We start from the raw sequence: 14,109 nt of genomic DNA on the forward strand, positions 1-14,109 counted from the left end.
CTCTGTCGCTCAGGATCGGGTGCAAAGCCGCGCGGTGGCGCGATCCAGCGCAATGCGATGCAGCGTGTCGAGCGATTTCTCGCGGGCGACGCGGCCGATTTCCTGTGCGACCTGCGTCGGGCAGTCTGCCTGGCTGCGGGCCGGGGCGGCGTTGTGCAGGCTTTGCAGGATCGCTGTCTGCAGTTTGTCCAGGCGCGGCCGAATGTCACCGGCCAGACTTGGCCGCGGCGTGTTGGGCGCAGCGCCCGCTCTGCGCCAATCGTTGAGCAGGGCGTATTGCACTTCCTTGTTGGCTTCGATCTGATCGGCAAAGACATTGGCCACGTCGGTGGCGCTCAACCCGAAGGTGGGCGCGGTGCCCGAAACGTTGGCGATGACCTTGGCCTCCCGCTCGGGGTCGTAGACCGACTGGCCGGTGTCCCACTTGCTCAGGGCCACCTGATCGGCGGTGACAAGGCGATCCGCCAGATGGCGCAGCAGCGGCGCGAAGGCGCTTTCCTGGGCAGTGACCGGGGCCGCGCAACCCGCTACGAGACACACGGCGCTGGCGAGCAAGGCTGTCTTGGCCGTGACGAACGGCTTGAAGGAGAGGTTCATGGCGGGCGTCGGCGGATTGCCGGATGTTTACGTGGGTTGGCAATCGCCATGATACCGATGCGGACCCGCATCCGGAGCGCGCCCGCATTACGTTTGCACGTGATGTTCTCTACAAACCCAGGTATCATGCGGACTACGCGCCGTGTGTGTCTGCAAAGCCAGAGACGGCGCGGTTAGCTGAGCCTACGACGATGGATTTCTACCCCGATCTGGAAGGTTTGCCGCTGTTCGCCAAACCCGCATTCGGCTGGGAGGATTCGGCGTCGGCAGCGCCAACCGAAACACCCCCTGCCAAACCCCGCCGTCTGCGCCAATGGCGCGGCCCGATCACGCATTGGGAACGCGGCTACCGCTCCCACTATTACCGCGACAAACGCGGCAAGAAGCTCGGTGAAATCCACCTGAGCCCGCGTGGCCAGGCGCCGCTCGTCTATCGCTGGCTGGCCGGCACGCTCTCGGGCATCGAAGGGTCGCTGTCGCACGCGCGTGTGCGGGTGGAAGAGGCGATCGGGTTTGGGATGCGGCAGATGGCGCTGTTCTAGGCAGCGCAGCGCCACCAGCAGACTTGAGCGGGCGCCCGTAGAATGCGCGCCAGCATTCCAGCTCAGGAGCTCAGGTTTGACAGCAATCCCCGATACCCTGCAATGCATCTGCGGCCGCGTGCAACTGCGCATTGCCGGCGCACCTGCCGCACGCGCCAACTGCCACTGCAACGCCTGCCGCGATTTCTACGGCACGCCGGTGTTCTCCGCTACTGCATGGGACCCGGCGCACGTCACCATTGAACGCGGCGCCGATGACCTCGCCGTCTTTCAACATCCCACACGCCAGTTCAAGCGCAATTTCTGTCGCCACTGCGGCGAGACCCTGTTCGGCAATAACCGGTTCGGCATGGCGGTGATTCCCAACAGCCTCTTTGCGCGCGCTGCGCACAACACGCTGCCCGATGCCCTGGCACCGACCATGCACCTGTTCTACCGGCATCGCGTGGTGGATGTGGCCGATGCGCTGCCCAAGTATCTGGATGGGTGGGACGGGCCGACGCACGAAGCGGTCTGAGCTGGCGCAGGCACACGCGATGCGTCAACGAGGGTTCACCAGATCAGGAGAGCCCCATGTCCACCATCGTCCGTATCTTTATTGACCACGCCGACGCTGAAGCGGCCCGACAGACCGTACTGCGCTCTGGCCTGACACTCGATTGCGTGGCGCTCTCGTATCAAGGTGACGAAGCCGGTGCCGTGCGCGGCAACTTCGTCAGCGGAGACCACCAGCCGCGCGGCGAGATGGCCGAAACCTACGAGAGCAAGTTCCAGAACGTCGTGCTGGGCGGCCGCTATGTGCTGATCGTCGAGGCCGATCCGACAGAAGCTGCCGCCACCGAAGTCATACTGGCGAAGGCTGGTGGCGCCGCGATCGATGATCTGTGTCCCAGGCACTGACCCCGATATGGGCTCGTAGAATGCGAGGCAGTCCTTCTGCTGCCGCATGCCTATGCCCGCCGCCAATCGCCCGCCGCCCCGCATCGCCATCCTTTACCAGGCGTTGCCGCCGCCCGTGATTGACGGCCTGCGCAAGGACGCCAAACCGGGCGGCTATTCCGACAGCGGTGCGGACATCGCCTTTGCGCTGCGTCAGTCCGGCCATGACCTGCTGACACCCGTGGCTGAACCTAACCCGGCACGTGCAATGGACTGGGTCTTTGCCGATACCGCTGAGGGCATTGCCGATGCGCTCGCACGGGGTGCGACGCTGTTGTGGGCCAACACCGTGCTGTTTGCGGGCCACCCGCTCGAAGCCACCACACGGCGAGTACAAATCGTCGGCCAGCTGCCACAACGCCAGCAGGACGCAGACGACAAATTCGCGACCAATGCGATGTTGCGTGCGCGCGGGCTGCCTGTGGCCGCGTCTTGCCTCGCCGGGCACGAGCCGATGGGTGACGTCCCGCCGATCGATGCCTTCGATGCCGATGTGTTGGATCGTCTCGGTCTTGCTTTCCCCCTCATCATCAAGCCGGTGCGCGGACGCGGCAGCCAGGGCGTGACGCTCGTGCGTGATCTGCCTGAACTCCATCGCGCAGCGGCGGCCTTGCTTGATGGCGGCGCCTTCGGCAATGCACTCATCGTCGAGCAATTCCTGAGCGGGCAGGAGCTGACGCTGACCGTCATGCCACGTCAGCCGGATTTGCCTGCGCACTTCAGCAGCGAGACCGCCAGCGTGCTGCCACCCGTGCGCCGCTTTAATCACGACAACGGCGTCGCGCCCTACAACGGCGTTGTTGCCGTCACGCAAAACAGCGCGGCGCTCACCCCCGAAGAAACGGAAGCACCTGCTGTGCGCGCACTGATCGCCGATTGCCTGCGTGCGTACGAACTGGTCGGCGCCCGAGCGCCCATCCGCATCGATTGCCGAGCCGATGCAAGCGGGCGCTGCCGGCTGTTCGACCTCAACATGAAGCCGAACATGACGGGTGCGGGCAGGCCAGGGCGGGAAGATCAGGACAGCCTGACCGCGATTGCGGCGCGGGCTGTCGGGTGGTCCTATGTAGAGTTGCTGGCGCGGATGGTGGCTGGTGCGTGGCGCGGGTGAGCGCTATACCATTCGATATTCTTCCCAGGTTTACTAGGCACGATCATGTCCATCGACTCGACCTTGATTGCCGCGCTGGCGCCCACGGGCGTGCTGCGCGCCTCCATCAACACGGGCAACCCGATCCTTGCTGGGCTGGATGCGCAAGGGCAGGCCGTTGGCGTGTCCGTTGATCTGGCCCGTGCGCTGGCTGAACGCTTGGGTGTTGCGTTGAAACTGGTCGTGGTGGATGCCGCCGGCAAGTCGGTCGACGTGGTGTCGCAAGAGCAAGCGGATATCGGCTTCTTCGCCATCGACCCGCGTCGCGCGGCGAGCATCGCCTTTACCGAGCCCTACGTGCTGATCGAAGGCTATTACCTCGTGCGCAACGATTCGCCCATCCGCACCAACGCCGATGTGGATCGCGCGGGCAATCACGTGGTCGTCGGTAAGGGCAGTGCGTACGACCTCTTCCTCACGCGCGAACTGCACCATGCCGAGATAGTGCGCGCACCCACGTCGCCGACGGTGGTGCAGACCTTCCTCGACACGCAGTGCGAGGTGGCGGCGGGCGTCAAGCAACAGCTTGAAGCCGACGCTGCCAACGTGCCGGGCCTGCGATTGCTGGACAAGCGCTTCATGGTGATCCGCCAGGCAATGGGCGTGCCGACCAGCCGAGGTGCGAAGGCGGCTGCGTACCTCGCGGGGTTTGTTGAAGACATGAAAGCATCGGGGTTTGTTGCGCAGGCGTTGCAGCGGCATGGGGTGACGGGCGTCACGGTGGCGCCGGCGACCAAGCATCCGGGCGCGATTGTTTCGCAGCTTTCTGGCTACGCCTGATGTACGCCTGTCATGCGGGGTAAGAACATCGCGCCTATGAATCCGTCCGAACTCAAATCTCTCAGTAAATTCCTCAGCCTGATCCTGCGCCACGAGCCCGAGCGCATCGGGCTGACGCTTGACGATGCCGGCTGGGCCGGCATCGATACGTTGCTGGAAAATGCCACCGCATCAGGGCGCCCGATGACGCGTGCGCAACTCGAAGCCGTGGTTGAAACCAGCGACAAGAAACGCTTTGCGATCAGCGAAGATGGCCTGCGTATCCGTGCCAACCAGGGCCATTCGATCGATGTGGACCTCGGCCTGTTACCCGTGGCGCCGCCTGCCGTGCTGTACCACGGCACGGCAACGCGTTTTCTGGCGTCCATCCTGGCCGCTGGCCTGGACAAGCGCCAGCGCCACCACGTACACCTGACCAGCGATCTTGCCGTTGCACGATCAGTTGGCCAGCGCTATGGGGTTGTGGTGTTGCTGACGGTGGACGCAGCGCGCATGCATGCCGATGGACACGTGTTCTTCCGCTCAGAGAATGGTGTGTGGCTGACCGACACGGTGCCGGCGCACTACCTTTGCGCCGACGCTTGAGCGGAAGGCATGATTCCCGCACACAGGTGCAATCCATCCCATCTGACACATGTGTTTGCGCAACTTGAGTCGGTAATGTAGACAAGTTGGCTGCAGTTCGTGCCCCACCACCCGGTGATGCCCGCAAAACGTTGTCTCACGTAGAATCCTCCCGCTCAAGACCCGGGGAGGGTGCCCATGCTGGATCCAGGCGTCGCCATTGCCACGTCTGCGCTAATGAGCTTTGTGCTCCTGGTGCTGCTGGGCTCATTGCTGCGCACGGGCAAGCCGGGTGTGGCCGAGTGGTTTGGCGCCAACCTTGCCGTGGTGCTGGCATTGCCGATGCTTCTGCTGCGCGGCAAGATCCCCGATGAACTTTCCATCGTTGCGGCCAACGTGCTGTTGGCGCTGGGCGGTGCGGCGTACTACGCAGGCTGCGCGCGCTTTCTGGGGCGCCGGCCGCACTGGCCCGCCCTGCTGGCGGGCGTGGCGACGGTGGGCCTGGCTGTCATCTACTGGCGCTACGCCATCGACAGCATCCCAATGCGCGTGTTTTCGACCACGCTGTTTTCGGCGGCGTTCTGCACGGCGCTGGCCTGGATGCTGGTGCGGCATCCGCCAACCGACCGGCCAACGTATCCGTATCGGGTGACGGCCGCGATTGCCTTTACCTTTGGCGCTTGCCAGCTCGCGCGCGGCATCTACTTCCTGACGCTCGACACCGCCTCCAGCCCGAGCATGTTTGCCACGGCGGGCAGTGTGCTGCTGCTGGTGGTTGCGGCGGCCATCATGCCGATCCTGTCGATGTCGGCCATGCTGATGATGCACGACGCACTGCTGGCCGATGCGCGCGAAGCCGCCAACCGCGACTTCCTGACCGGCGCGCTGTCGCGCAAAGGCTTTGAAACACTGGCACGCCGCTATGTGGACCGCTTGCAGATGGAGGCGCGGCCGCTGTCGCTGCTGATCCTGGATCTGGACTATTTCAAACGCATCAACGACACGCTGGGCCATGCCGGTGGCGATGCCGTGCTGCGTGCCTTCGTGCAGATGGCGCAGGCGCAGTTGCGGCCGACCGACTTTCTGGGGCGCATCGGCGGCGAGGAGTTCGCGCTGCTGCTGCCGGAAACCAGTCTCGACAACGCCATGCATCTGTCTGAACGGTTGCGCAAGGCGGCGGCTGCGCAGGCGGTGGCGATCGGTGCACAGGTGCATCACTACAGCCTGAGCGGTGGCGTGGCCAGCTGGCAGGCGGGTGAATCCTTCGACCGCTTGAGCGTACGCGCAGACCGCGCGCTGTACGACGCAAAGCGCCAGGGGCGCAACCGAGTCTGCGCTGCCGACGTCACCAACGCTGCCGGTGTGGTCTAGCCCGCTGGGCCTGCATTCACTGCCTATCCTGTAGAGGTGTGCACACCACACTGCAGGAGGCGCCATGTCCATCCACGATGGGTTTGTCGGCACGATTGGCAACACGCCGCTGATCCGATTGGCGCGGCTGAGCGACGAGACCGGTTGCGAGATCCTTGGCAAGGCTGAGTTTCTGAACCCCGGGGGATCGGTCAAGGACCGCGCCGCGCGCTACATCATCGAAGACGCCGAGCGGCGCGGCATGCTCAAACCAGGTGGCACGGTCGTGGAGGGCACCGCAGGCAACACGGGCATCGGCCTGGCACACATCTGCGCGGCGCGCGGCTATCGCTGTGTGATCGTGATTCCTGAAACGCAATCGCCCGAGAAGATGGACCTGCTGCGCGTGCTGGGCGCAGAGGTGCGCCCCGTGCCGGCAGTGCCGTACAAAGATCCGAACAACTACCAGAAGATTGCCGGCCGTCTGGCACAGGAGCTGGCGCAGGACCATAGGCATAGCGCCATCTGGGCCAACCAGTTCGACAACCTTGTCAATCGCCAGGCGCACTACGAGACCACCGGCCCTGAGATCTGGCGCGACACCGTGGGCAAGGTGGATGCGTTTGTCTGCGCGACGGGCACGGGCGGCACGCTGGCCGGCGTGGCGCGTTACCTGAAGGAGCACAACCCAAAGGTGAAGACCGTGCTGGCCGATCCGCATGGCAGCGGGCTCTACAGCTTCATCAAGACGGGCGCCATCCAGGCCGAAGGCAGCTCCATCACCGAGGGCATCGGCTCGACGCGCGTGACAGCCAACCTGGAGGGCACGCCCATTGACGACGCCATCCGCATTGATGACCAGACCTGCGTGACGATGGTCTATCGGCTGTTGCGCGAAGAGGGCTTGTTCGTCGGTGGCTCGACCGGCATCAACGTGGGCGCGGCGGTGCAGCTGGCGCGCGAGATGGGGCCCGGGCACACCATCGTCACGCTCCTGTGCGATCGGGGCACGCTGTATTTCGCACGGCTGTTCAATGCGCAGTGGTTGGCGCAGAAGGGGCTGCGGGCGGGGTGAGCGCGATATGGCCGCCGATGATCGGGCAACCAGGCTATCGGTTCAAGAGGTACATCACCAGCGCGCCGGCCCAGGACAACATCAACGCCAGATGTGCCAGCATCAGCCATCGTGTCAGTTGTGCGGGCCAGAACCTGCCTAAACCCAGCGCGCGCCCGATGATGAACAGTGCGTGCGCGCCGTTGTTTGCCGGAAACGGCAGCAGGTTGAACGCCGCAGACTTGGCCGCCACCAGCCCCAGCAGCACAGCGAAGGGCAGTTGCAGGATGGCTTGATGCGCCTGCGCCAGCAGGGTCTGTGCATATCCGGTGGGCGACAGCGCGCCGAGCACGATCTGCGCGAAGCCATCGGTCAATGCACGCAGCCCTTCCAGCTGCAGTGTCACCAGTGCCACGCTCAGCAGCAACGCTACACCCGAGAGCGCCACCACAAGCTGTACCCACGTGGGCTGCGTATCCAGCGCGCCCTGCAGATCGGCTTCGGTCAGTCCCGCCTCGCCCAGGTCCTTGAAGCGGACGCTACCGCCAAGCGGGAGCAGGCGGATGCGTACGCGCCCGAAGCGGATCACTTGTGGCCCGAAGCCGAGGCTCATCTCGCGCACCGGAATCCGGAACGCCGAGCCGACAATGGCGAATGTCGTCAGATGGAGCAGCGCGCAGAGCACAAAGGCAGCGATGAAGGCGGAGCCGGCGGGCATTGCGGGGGTGTCCTGGGTGAACTGGTTGGAATCAGCCCGCAGTGGGCTGGGCTGCATTGTATGTCCGCAAGCCGGTGCTAACGTGCTGCACATAGCATCGTGTTCCCAAACATCAACAAGAACGCACGCCATGTCCAAGACCCAGTATTACGCCGCCGCTAGCCTCGATGGATTCATCGCCACAACGGATCACTCGCTGGATTGGTTGATGCAGTTTGGCTCGCTGGACGGCACGAGCTACGACGGCTTCATTCGCGATGTGGGCGCATTGGCGATGGGCGCATCGACGTATGAATGGCTGCTGCGCGAGCTGGTCAAGGCCGGCACGGCGCAAGCGGAGTCATGGCCGTACACGCAGCCTGCGTGGGTCTTCACGTCGCGCAAGCTGCCGGTGGTGGAGGGCGCGGATGTCCGCTTCGTGCAGGGTGACGTGGCGCCTGTGCACCAACAGATGCTTGCGGCGGCCAACGGCAAGAACGTGTGGATTGTTGGTGGTGGCGAGTTGGCCGGACAGTTTCTCGACCGCGGCCTGCTCGACGAGTTGATCGTGCAGGTCATGCCCGTGGTGCTGGGCAGCGGGTTGCCGCTCCTGCCGCGGGCGGTGGTGACGCCGGCATTGAAGCTGACTTCAGCCACGCCGTATAAGGAAACGTTCGTGGAGTTGCGCTACGAGGTGGTGCGCGGGTAGTGCTCACGACCCCAGGTCATACGGCCGCGTCATGATCTCCAGCAAGTGCCCATCCGGGTCATCGAAATACAGACCACGGCCGCCGTTGTGCTCGTAGGTTTCGCCGGGGTGTCGTCTGGCGGGGTCGGCCCAGTAGGGGACCCCCTTGGCCTGGATGCTTGCGAAGGCGCGCTCGAACTCGGCATCGCTGATGAGGAAGGCGTAGTGCTGCGAGGCGATCGGCTTGTCGCTGTCGAAGAAGTCGAGCGAGACGCCGTTGGACAGCGGCACGACCAGCATCTGTCCGAACGGAATCGGCTCGGGCAGGTCGAGAATGTCGCGCAGAAAGCGGGTGGACTGTTGCTTGTCGCGGCACCAGACGATGGTGTGGTTCAGTTCGACGCGCATGCTGGGTCTCCCGTGCGGTGAGGCGGCCCAGGCACTTGCGGTCAAGGCCACGATGATCCTGCATTAACGATAGACGATGGCTGGCAGTCTTTTGGCTGTGGAACATCCATGCCGCCGCCCGATGGCATGGAAGGGCTTAGACTTGCGGCCAACCGTGTCAGTGGCGGCACTGCTGTCGATCACTTTCGGATTGCCCATTCTCAGGACTCAGGACCCTCCATGCCGATCGAACTTGACCGCGATACCCGCGAAGAAGCGATTCAGTCCATCCAGCGCTATTTCACCGAGCACATGGAAGAACGCATCGGCAACATTCAGGCCGGCGCGTTGCTGGGTTTCTTCCTGGAAGAGATTGGGCCGGTGGTCTACAACCTCGCCGTGCGCGACGTACAGGAACGCCTGCAGACACGCGTGGCGGAACTCGACTACGAATGCCACGAAGAACCGTTCACGTACTGGTCAAAGGCCGGCAAGCGCCGGTAGTTCCCGGCTAACATGCGTGGGTTGAACAACCCACCGATCCCATGCCTTCCTTGCGCCAGTTCTTCCAGACCGCATTTCGTTGGCAACGCGGCCGCCAGGGCACGGGTTACGACAAGATGCTGCTGGCGACCGCAACGTGGCCGATTCCGTTTGACAGCTACCTGATCCGCTACCCGGAAGGCTCGGAGATCCCGGCGCATACCGACCCCGTGTCCAACGGGCGGCACTATCGGCTGAACGTCGTGTTGAAGTCGCCGCGTGCGGGCGGTGAGTTCGTCTGCGCCAACCCGATCTTCCAGACGCGGCGCATCAAGCTGTTCCGGCCCGATGCGTGCGAGCACAGCGTGACGCGCGTGGTGGGAGGCAGCCGGTATGTGTTCTCGTTGGGGTGGGTGCTGGGGCGCCGGCCAGGGGAATCCGCTTAAGGGTTGCCCGCCTTGGCGCGTTGCGCCTGCACGTAGCGCAGTTCCGCTGTTGCGCGGCTGTCTTTGGGGTCCAGCTCCAGGCACTTGCGGTATAGCGCCTCGGCATCGTCCAGCCGGTTCTGTTCGACATACACATAGGCTGTGCCGCGCCAGGCACGTGTCAGCTCGGCATTCTTGATCTGCGGCGGCGAGAACTCGCGCGCGTCGCGTGCAGCGGCCTCGAAGCTGGTGAGCGCCAGCGGCCAATTCTTCTCGCGCTGGTAGAGATTGCCCATCTCCGCGTGGAATTGCGCGTTGTGCGGCGCCAGGTCGATGGCACGCTGCAGGACTACCTTGGCCTCATCCGTGCGGTTCAAATCCATCAGGGCGTAGGCTTTGAGGTAATACGCATACGCCCAGTTGGACGACACGACTTTTGCGCTCGTCTTGGCGTTGGCGGCTTCCACCAGGTACAGCAGCGATTCAACCTGGCTGCGGGCGCTGTAGAGGCGGGCAGTTTCGTCGCGATAGGCGTTCTCGTAGAAGGCGGCCACCTTGTCGAAATCGTCGATGGCCTCGCCTTGCCGGCTCGCTTTGGCGAGCTGCGCACCCTCCTGCAGAAGCTGGGCATTGCGGAGGTCGTCCGCATTGGCGGCGGGCGGGTTTTGCGCCCAGACAGATGCGCTGGCGAGTAGCGCGGCAACGGCAGCCAGAACACGCGGATACGGCATGAGACCCCCAATCGAATGGTCGAGCGACGGTAGCAGAAGGTGCCGGTCAGGAGGGCACCCGGAAGTGGGGTATGTCGGCGGGCAGCAACGCACAGCCGTTTTGCCAATAGGCAGGCATTGCCTGTAGTCTCGTGACAGCGCATTGACCGCCACCGCCCATGCAAGTTTTTTCTGCCAACCCCTGGTTCCAGAGCCTTCCGCCGCAGGCGGCGCAGGCCTTGTTGGAAGCCGCCACAACCGTGTCTGTTGCGGCAGGGGCGTTCCTCTTCCGACAGGGCGATCCGGTGGACGCTGGCGCTAACGCCTTCTTTGGCGTCGCCAGCGGCGTGCTCAAGTTGTCGATCTTCAATACCGAAGGCGATGAAGCGATCCTCGCGCTGGTTGAGCCCGGTAACTGGTTTGGTGGGGTGTCGACGCTGGATCAGCAGCCGCGTGGCCACTGCGCGATTGCGCTGGAAGATGCCACAGTGCTTGCCGTCAGTGCCGAGCGCTTCGAGGCGTTGATGTGCGATGCCGCATTTGCGGCCGCTATCGCGCGGCTGGTGGCGATGCGTTTGCGATTGGCGTATGGCTCGCTGGCGAGCGCTGCGCTGCAGGGCACGCGCGCTCGCGTGGCGCGGCGGATTGCCATGCTGGCGCACGGCGATGTTTCGCAATCGGCCGAGGGGCGCGCGACCATCAACACCTCGCAGGACGCGCTGGCCATGATGCTGGGCATCAGCCGGCAGACGCTCAGCAAGGAGCTGCAGGCGCTGGTGAAACTGGGTGCCATCCGCCTGCGCTATGGGCACATCGAAATTCAGGACATGCCGTTGCTACTTAGCGTGAGCTGATGCGCGTTCAGGTGTTCAGGTGGCCGCGCGCAGTGCGGCCAGCAGATCGTTGCCTGACCAGCTTGGGCGCGTGGCGGCGGCTTCCGCTGCGTGCACCAGCGCACATAGCTGCGCATTGACGGGCGCACGTTGCCCAAGCCGATCGGCCAGGCGCACGACCTCGCCGTTGATCCAGTCGACCTCGGTGGCGCGCCCGACGGCCAGATCGTCCGACATCGACGAGCGCGCGAGCGGATCGATGGCGAGCATCTTGCCGCCCAGCCGCGCAAACACGGCATCGGGCGTGGCCAGCAGGCGCGGAATCCACGCGGGCGGTATGGGGGTGAGCTTCGCGGGCTGGATGCCTGCGCGCGCCATTAGCCGCAACGCCTCGGTTTGCGCCAGCGCCAGGCAGCGCCGGTAAGCGCGCTGCGACAGCTCTTCCTTCAACGGCCGGTTGGCCAGTGCATTGATGGCGTTGTTCAGGTTGAGCAGCAGCTTGGCCCATTGCACCGATGCCATATCGGTGCGCTGGACCAGCGGCAGGCCTGCACGCTGGAAATCATCGAGGAACGCGCCCAATGCCGGCGATGCGGCGACCTCCAGTTCGCCCGCCGTGCCCTGATGAAAGGCCCCCGGCCCAGGCTGCATCACGTTGAAGGGCACCATGCCTGCCAGCACCGTCTGCTGCGGCAGGGCGGCGCGGAGCATATCGGCGTTGCCCAGGCCATTTTGGAAGCTGATGACCACCGCGCCGGGGCGCAGCACGGGCAGCAGCGCGTCCGCCACCGATGCTGTGGCGGCAGACTTGACGGTCACCAGCACCAGATCCGCCGCGGCCGCGGCATCGGGCTCGGTCACGTAGGCCACATCGGCGGCAGGCACTTGCCAGCGGCCACCACGGTAGTCCGTCAGCGTCAGGCCATGCGCGCGCAGCTCATCGCCAATGCGTGCACGCCCGACCAGCGTGACGTCAGCCTCTGCGGCCAGCAACCGGCCCCCCAGATAGCAGCCGATCGACCCGGCCCCCACGATGCAGATCTTCGCCATGCGTCTCCCTCTTGTTATGCGGGCACCTTAAGCCAGGCGCGGCACCTCGTACACCAGGGCCGGCTGGAGGGTGTCGATGGCATCCACCGGCTCAGGCGGGCGCCACAGGAACAGCGAGAAGGTCATCTTCTCGGGTGTCACGTCGATGATGGTAAAGCCGTTCTTCTCGGTTGGGCGCAAGGCTTCCTGCATGGCGACGGACAGCGCCGGCGAGGTCTCGATGCTGCGGAAGGCGGAGGGGAAGCCCATGTCGCCGGTGCCCAGCGTGCCGGTCATGATGGCATGTATCGGATGGGCGAACTCCAGCTCGGCCGAACGCGACATCGACCCGACAGCCGACGCGTGGAAATCCCCCTGCACGATGACGGCAGCGCGCTGCTTCTGCTGCCCGAGCGCAGCCACCAGACGCTGGTGCTGCGCGTGCCAGCCGGTCTGCCAGCCGGGCTTGGGTTGATTCCCGACGAGGTGCCCGGTCTTCTTGTCGAGCAGATCCGGATACCAGTCGCCCAGCTTGCCAGAGGAGTACGCAAACGGCAGCGACGGCACGTGAAAAAAATGCGCCGTGTCTTCGGCACGCGTGCGTGCGACGAGCCAGTCTTCCACCCATTGCGGCACCACGCGTGCGTGCATGCCCTTGTTGTCGAGAAAGCGCCGGCAGTCATACAGCACGGCCTCAAGCAGCGTGCCGTAGCGCAGCGTGCCGAACGCGCTGTTGGTGTCGATGGGCATGCCGGCCTTGTCGCCACCGGGCAGCCAGACCGGGCGGTTGGCATCGGGCAGAAACTCGGGGTAGTAGCGGTGCTGGGTCAGCTCCGCACCGATCAGCCCATACGGCTCCGGCGGCAGCGTGGCGACCTTGTCGTCAAACTCGTCGTTCTCGAAGGTGTCGTGGTCATCGGTCAGGAAGTACGCGGGCGTGGCGCGCAGCGTGGTGCCGTACAAGCCGCCGATCTGGTAGTCGCACACACGTGTGAAGATCGCCTCGTTTTTCGGGTGCGACATCGGCACCGACATGTCGAGTGCGCCGCCAAACTTGTCCCACATCAGTTCGCGCACGTGGCGTGCGAAGGGTTTGTTCTGTGAGGTTTGCAAATCCCAGTAGATGTGGTCGCCGTTGGCGATGACGGCGTCGGGCGCAAAGGCCATGCCGCGTGCCAACAGGCGGCGGCGCGCGGCCATGTCAAGCCATGCGGTCTTGCCGGCAATCGCCGGGCCGTCGTAGCCGCCAGCGCAGGTGTAAGCCAGGATGCGCAGGCGTGCGGGCGTGGCATTGGGTGCGGGAAACGTCTTGAGCGGCCATGCATCGGCCAGCGGCTTGCCGCCGGCATCGACGATGCGCAGCGTGTATTGCGTGGCGGGCTGCAGGCCGCGTGCATCAAAGCGCCAGAAGCGGCCTGCCGCATCGGTGGGCTCACCGGCAACGCGCTTGCCGTTCACCATCAACCACGGCGCGCGTGTCAGTGGTGCCTGAAACGATGCCTTGATGAGAAAGCGGTCGTGGCTGGCGGCAGGAATCAGGTGCTGGAGCTGCCCGGCGTGCCAGTTGGTGTCGGCCGCGTGCGTGGTTGCCAGTGCGGTTTCAGGTAAGGCCAGGCCAAGTGCGCCCAGGCCGGCAGCGGCGGTGCCGAGGGTCAGGAAATCACGCCGGCTCATGCCGTGTGGCGCTTGGGTGTGCGCTGTGGCGCGCGGTTTGACTGGGGCGGGCATCGTCCATCCTCTGGCGTGGTGCGGAGACGCCATCGTGCCGAGTCGCGTCGGCGCTGAATGTTCAGCTTTTGACAATCTAGGGGTTAGTCCTCAACGGAGTGCAACGGCGCGGCGTATACCAGCAGTTTGATCTTCGCTATACGGCGTCCACGC

Annotated in this window: 18 protein-coding genes; 12 read left to right on the forward strand and 6 right to left on the reverse strand. The window is 64.7% G+C overall.

Annotation, left to right across the window (positions count from 1 at the left end):
• Window positions 1-9: 9 nt before the first annotated feature.
• The gene (locus PI87_RS05375) at window positions 10-597 is read right to left on the reverse strand and encodes a chorismate mutase (protein ID WP_039596656.1); all 588 of its coding nucleotides are present in this window, start codon (window positions 595-597) and stop codon (window positions 10-12) included.
• A gap of 191 nt (window positions 598-788) precedes the next feature.
• Here PI87_RS05375 and PI87_RS05380 point away from each other — a divergent pair, with 191 nt between their 5' ends.
• From PI87_RS05380 to PI87_RS05415, 8 genes are all read left to right on the forward strand, one after another.
• The gene (locus PI87_RS05380) at window positions 789-1,139 is read left to right on the forward strand and encodes a hypothetical protein (RefSeq protein WP_039596657.1); all 351 of its coding nucleotides are present in this window, start codon (window positions 789-791) and stop codon (window positions 1,137-1,139) included.
• 76 nt (window positions 1,140-1,215) lie between these two features.
• Window positions 1,216-1,656 (forward strand): GFA family protein, encoded by a 441-nt coding sequence (locus tag PI87_RS05385; protein WP_084209890.1) that lies wholly within the window; start codon window positions 1,216-1,218, stop codon window positions 1,654-1,656.
• Window positions 1,657-1,712: 56 nt separating this feature from the next.
• Entirely contained in the window at window positions 1,713-2,039 is a 327-nt protein-coding gene (locus PI87_RS05390) for a hypothetical protein (RefSeq protein ID WP_039596658.1), read from the forward strand.
• A 52-nt stretch (window positions 2,040-2,091) separates the two neighbouring features.
• Window positions 2,092-3,189 (forward strand): biotin carboxylase, encoded by a 1,098-nt coding sequence (locus PI87_RS05395; RefSeq protein ID WP_039596659.1) that lies wholly within the window; start codon window positions 2,092-2,094, stop codon window positions 3,187-3,189.
• 45 nt (window positions 3,190-3,234) lie between these two features.
• Complete coding sequence (locus PI87_RS05400) at window positions 3,235-4,008, forward strand: ABC transporter substrate-binding protein (RefSeq protein WP_052321408.1); 774 nt, start codon at window positions 3,235-3,237, stop codon at window positions 4,006-4,008.
• Between the two features lie 36 nt (window positions 4,009-4,044).
• Window positions 4,045-4,593, forward strand: a complete 549-nt coding sequence (locus tag PI87_RS05405) for an RNA 2'-phosphotransferase (RefSeq protein ID WP_039596660.1) — start codon at window positions 4,045-4,047, stop codon at window positions 4,591-4,593.
• 177 nt (window positions 4,594-4,770) lie between these two features.
• Complete coding sequence (locus PI87_RS05410; protein ID WP_039596661.1) at window positions 4,771-5,943, forward strand: GGDEF domain-containing protein; 1,173 nt, start codon at window positions 4,771-4,773, stop codon at window positions 5,941-5,943.
• A gap of 64 nt (window positions 5,944-6,007) precedes the next feature.
• The gene (locus PI87_RS05415) at window positions 6,008-6,997 is read left to right on the forward strand and encodes a cysteine synthase A (RefSeq protein ID WP_039596662.1); all 990 of its coding nucleotides are present in this window, start codon (window positions 6,008-6,010) and stop codon (window positions 6,995-6,997) included.
• Between the two features lie 34 nt (window positions 6,998-7,031).
• Here the strand turns inward: PI87_RS05415 and PI87_RS05420 are convergent, their stop codons facing one another.
• On the reverse strand, window positions 7,032-7,751 hold the full coding sequence (locus PI87_RS05420; RefSeq protein WP_039596663.1) for a site-2 protease family protein: 720 nt from the start codon (window positions 7,749-7,751) through the stop codon (window positions 7,032-7,034).
• Between the two features lie 73 nt (window positions 7,752-7,824).
• On the opposite strand from PI87_RS05420, the gene PI87_RS05425 reads away from it, so the two are divergent.
• Window positions 7,825-8,382: a dihydrofolate reductase family protein gene (locus PI87_RS05425; RefSeq protein ID WP_039596664.1), complete on the forward strand. Its 558-nt coding sequence runs from the start codon at window positions 7,825-7,827 to the stop codon at window positions 8,380-8,382.
• A gap of 3 nt (window positions 8,383-8,385) precedes the next feature.
• On the opposite strand, the gene PI87_RS05430 is transcribed toward PI87_RS05425, so the two are convergent.
• Window positions 8,386-8,769: a VOC family protein gene (locus tag PI87_RS05430; protein WP_039596665.1), complete on the reverse strand. Its 384-nt coding sequence runs from the start codon at window positions 8,767-8,769 to the stop codon at window positions 8,386-8,388.
• A gap of 219 nt (window positions 8,770-8,988) precedes the next feature.
• On the opposite strand from PI87_RS05430, the gene PI87_RS05435 reads away from it, so the two are divergent.
• The gene (locus PI87_RS05435) at window positions 8,989-9,252 is read left to right on the forward strand and encodes a DUF2164 domain-containing protein (RefSeq protein ID WP_039596666.1); all 264 of its coding nucleotides are present in this window, start codon (window positions 8,989-8,991) and stop codon (window positions 9,250-9,252) included.
• Window positions 9,253-9,293: 41 nt separating this feature from the next.
• Window positions 9,294-9,677, forward strand: a complete 384-nt coding sequence (locus tag PI87_RS05440; RefSeq protein ID WP_039596667.1) for a 2OG-Fe(II) oxygenase — start codon at window positions 9,294-9,296, stop codon at window positions 9,675-9,677.
• On the opposite strand, the gene PI87_RS05445 is transcribed toward PI87_RS05440, so the two are convergent.
• Window positions 9,674-10,387 (reverse strand): tetratricopeptide repeat protein, encoded by a 714-nt coding sequence (locus PI87_RS05445; protein WP_039596668.1) that lies wholly within the window; start codon window positions 10,385-10,387, stop codon window positions 9,674-9,676. The genes PI87_RS05440 and PI87_RS05445 overlap by 4 nt on opposite strands.
• 158 nt (window positions 10,388-10,545) lie before the next feature.
• On the opposite strand from PI87_RS05445, the gene PI87_RS05450 reads away from it, so the two are divergent.
• Window positions 10,546-11,220 (forward strand): Crp/Fnr family transcriptional regulator, encoded by a 675-nt coding sequence (locus tag PI87_RS05450; protein ID WP_039596669.1) that lies wholly within the window; start codon window positions 10,546-10,548, stop codon window positions 11,218-11,220.
• Between the two features lie 15 nt (window positions 11,221-11,235).
• Here PI87_RS05450 and PI87_RS05455 read toward each other — a convergent pair whose 3' ends face one another.
• The gene (locus PI87_RS05455) at window positions 11,236-12,249 is read right to left on the reverse strand and encodes a 2-dehydropantoate 2-reductase (RefSeq protein ID WP_039596670.1); all 1,014 of its coding nucleotides are present in this window, start codon (window positions 12,247-12,249) and stop codon (window positions 11,236-11,238) included.
• A gap of 27 nt (window positions 12,250-12,276) precedes the next feature.
• Window positions 12,277-13,956, reverse strand: a complete 1,680-nt coding sequence (locus PI87_RS05460; RefSeq protein ID WP_039596671.1) for an alkaline phosphatase D family protein — start codon at window positions 13,954-13,956, stop codon at window positions 12,277-12,279.
• Between the last annotated feature and the right edge of the window lie 153 nt (window positions 13,957-14,109).

Origin of the sequence: Ralstonia sp. A12 (assembly GCF_000801955.1) — a bacterium.
GTDB lineage: Bacteria > Pseudomonadota > Gammaproteobacteria > Burkholderiales > Burkholderiaceae > Ralstonia.

What these genes read in the sequence shown, in the direction of transcription:
- PI87_RS05375 (WP_039596656.1), bottom strand. Translation starts at nt 597, where the DNA reads ATGAACCTCTCCTTCAAGCCGTTCGTCACGGCCAAGACAGCCTTGCTC.
- PI87_RS05380 (WP_039596657.1), top strand. Translation starts at nt 789, where the DNA reads ATGGATTTCTACCCCGATCTGGAAGGTTTGCCGCTGTTCGCCAAACCC.
- PI87_RS05390 (WP_039596658.1), top strand. Translation starts at nt 1,713, where the DNA reads ATGTCCACCATCGTCCGTATCTTTATTGACCACGCCGACGCTGAAGCG.
- PI87_RS05395 (WP_039596659.1), top strand. Translation starts at nt 2,092, where the DNA reads ATGCCCGCCGCCAATCGCCCGCCGCCCCGCATCGCCATCCTTTACCAG.
- PI87_RS05400 (WP_052321408.1), top strand. Translation starts at nt 3,235, where the DNA reads ATGTCCATCGACTCGACCTTGATTGCCGCGCTGGCGCCCACGGGCGTG.
- PI87_RS05405 (WP_039596660.1), top strand. Translation starts at nt 4,045, where the DNA reads ATGAATCCGTCCGAACTCAAATCTCTCAGTAAATTCCTCAGCCTGATC.
- PI87_RS05410 (WP_039596661.1), top strand. Translation starts at nt 4,771, where the DNA reads ATGCTGGATCCAGGCGTCGCCATTGCCACGTCTGCGCTAATGAGCTTT.
- PI87_RS05415 (WP_039596662.1), top strand. Translation starts at nt 6,008, where the DNA reads ATGTCCATCCACGATGGGTTTGTCGGCACGATTGGCAACACGCCGCTG.
- PI87_RS05420 (WP_039596663.1), bottom strand. Translation starts at nt 7,751, where the DNA reads ATGCAGCCCAGCCCACTGCGGGCTGATTCCAACCAGTTCACCCAGGAC.
- PI87_RS05425 (WP_039596664.1), top strand. Translation starts at nt 7,825, where the DNA reads ATGTCCAAGACCCAGTATTACGCCGCCGCTAGCCTCGATGGATTCATC.
- PI87_RS05430 (WP_039596665.1), bottom strand. Translation starts at nt 8,769, where the DNA reads ATGCGCGTCGAACTGAACCACACCATCGTCTGGTGCCGCGACAAGCAA.
- PI87_RS05435 (WP_039596666.1), top strand. Translation starts at nt 8,989, where the DNA reads ATGCCGATCGAACTTGACCGCGATACCCGCGAAGAAGCGATTCAGTCC.
- PI87_RS05440 (WP_039596667.1), top strand. Translation starts at nt 9,294, where the DNA reads ATGCCTTCCTTGCGCCAGTTCTTCCAGACCGCATTTCGTTGGCAACGC.
- PI87_RS05445 (WP_039596668.1), bottom strand. Translation starts at nt 10,387, where the DNA reads ATGCCGTATCCGCGTGTTCTGGCTGCCGTTGCCGCGCTACTCGCCAGC.
- PI87_RS05450 (WP_039596669.1), top strand. Translation starts at nt 10,546, where the DNA reads ATGCAAGTTTTTTCTGCCAACCCCTGGTTCCAGAGCCTTCCGCCGCAG.
- PI87_RS05455 (WP_039596670.1), bottom strand. Translation starts at nt 12,249, where the DNA reads ATGGCGAAGATCTGCATCGTGGGGGCCGGGTCGATCGGCTGCTATCTG.
- PI87_RS05460 (WP_039596671.1), bottom strand. Translation starts at nt 13,956, where the DNA reads ATGCCCGCCCCAGTCAAACCGCGCGCCACAGCGCACACCCAAGCGCCA.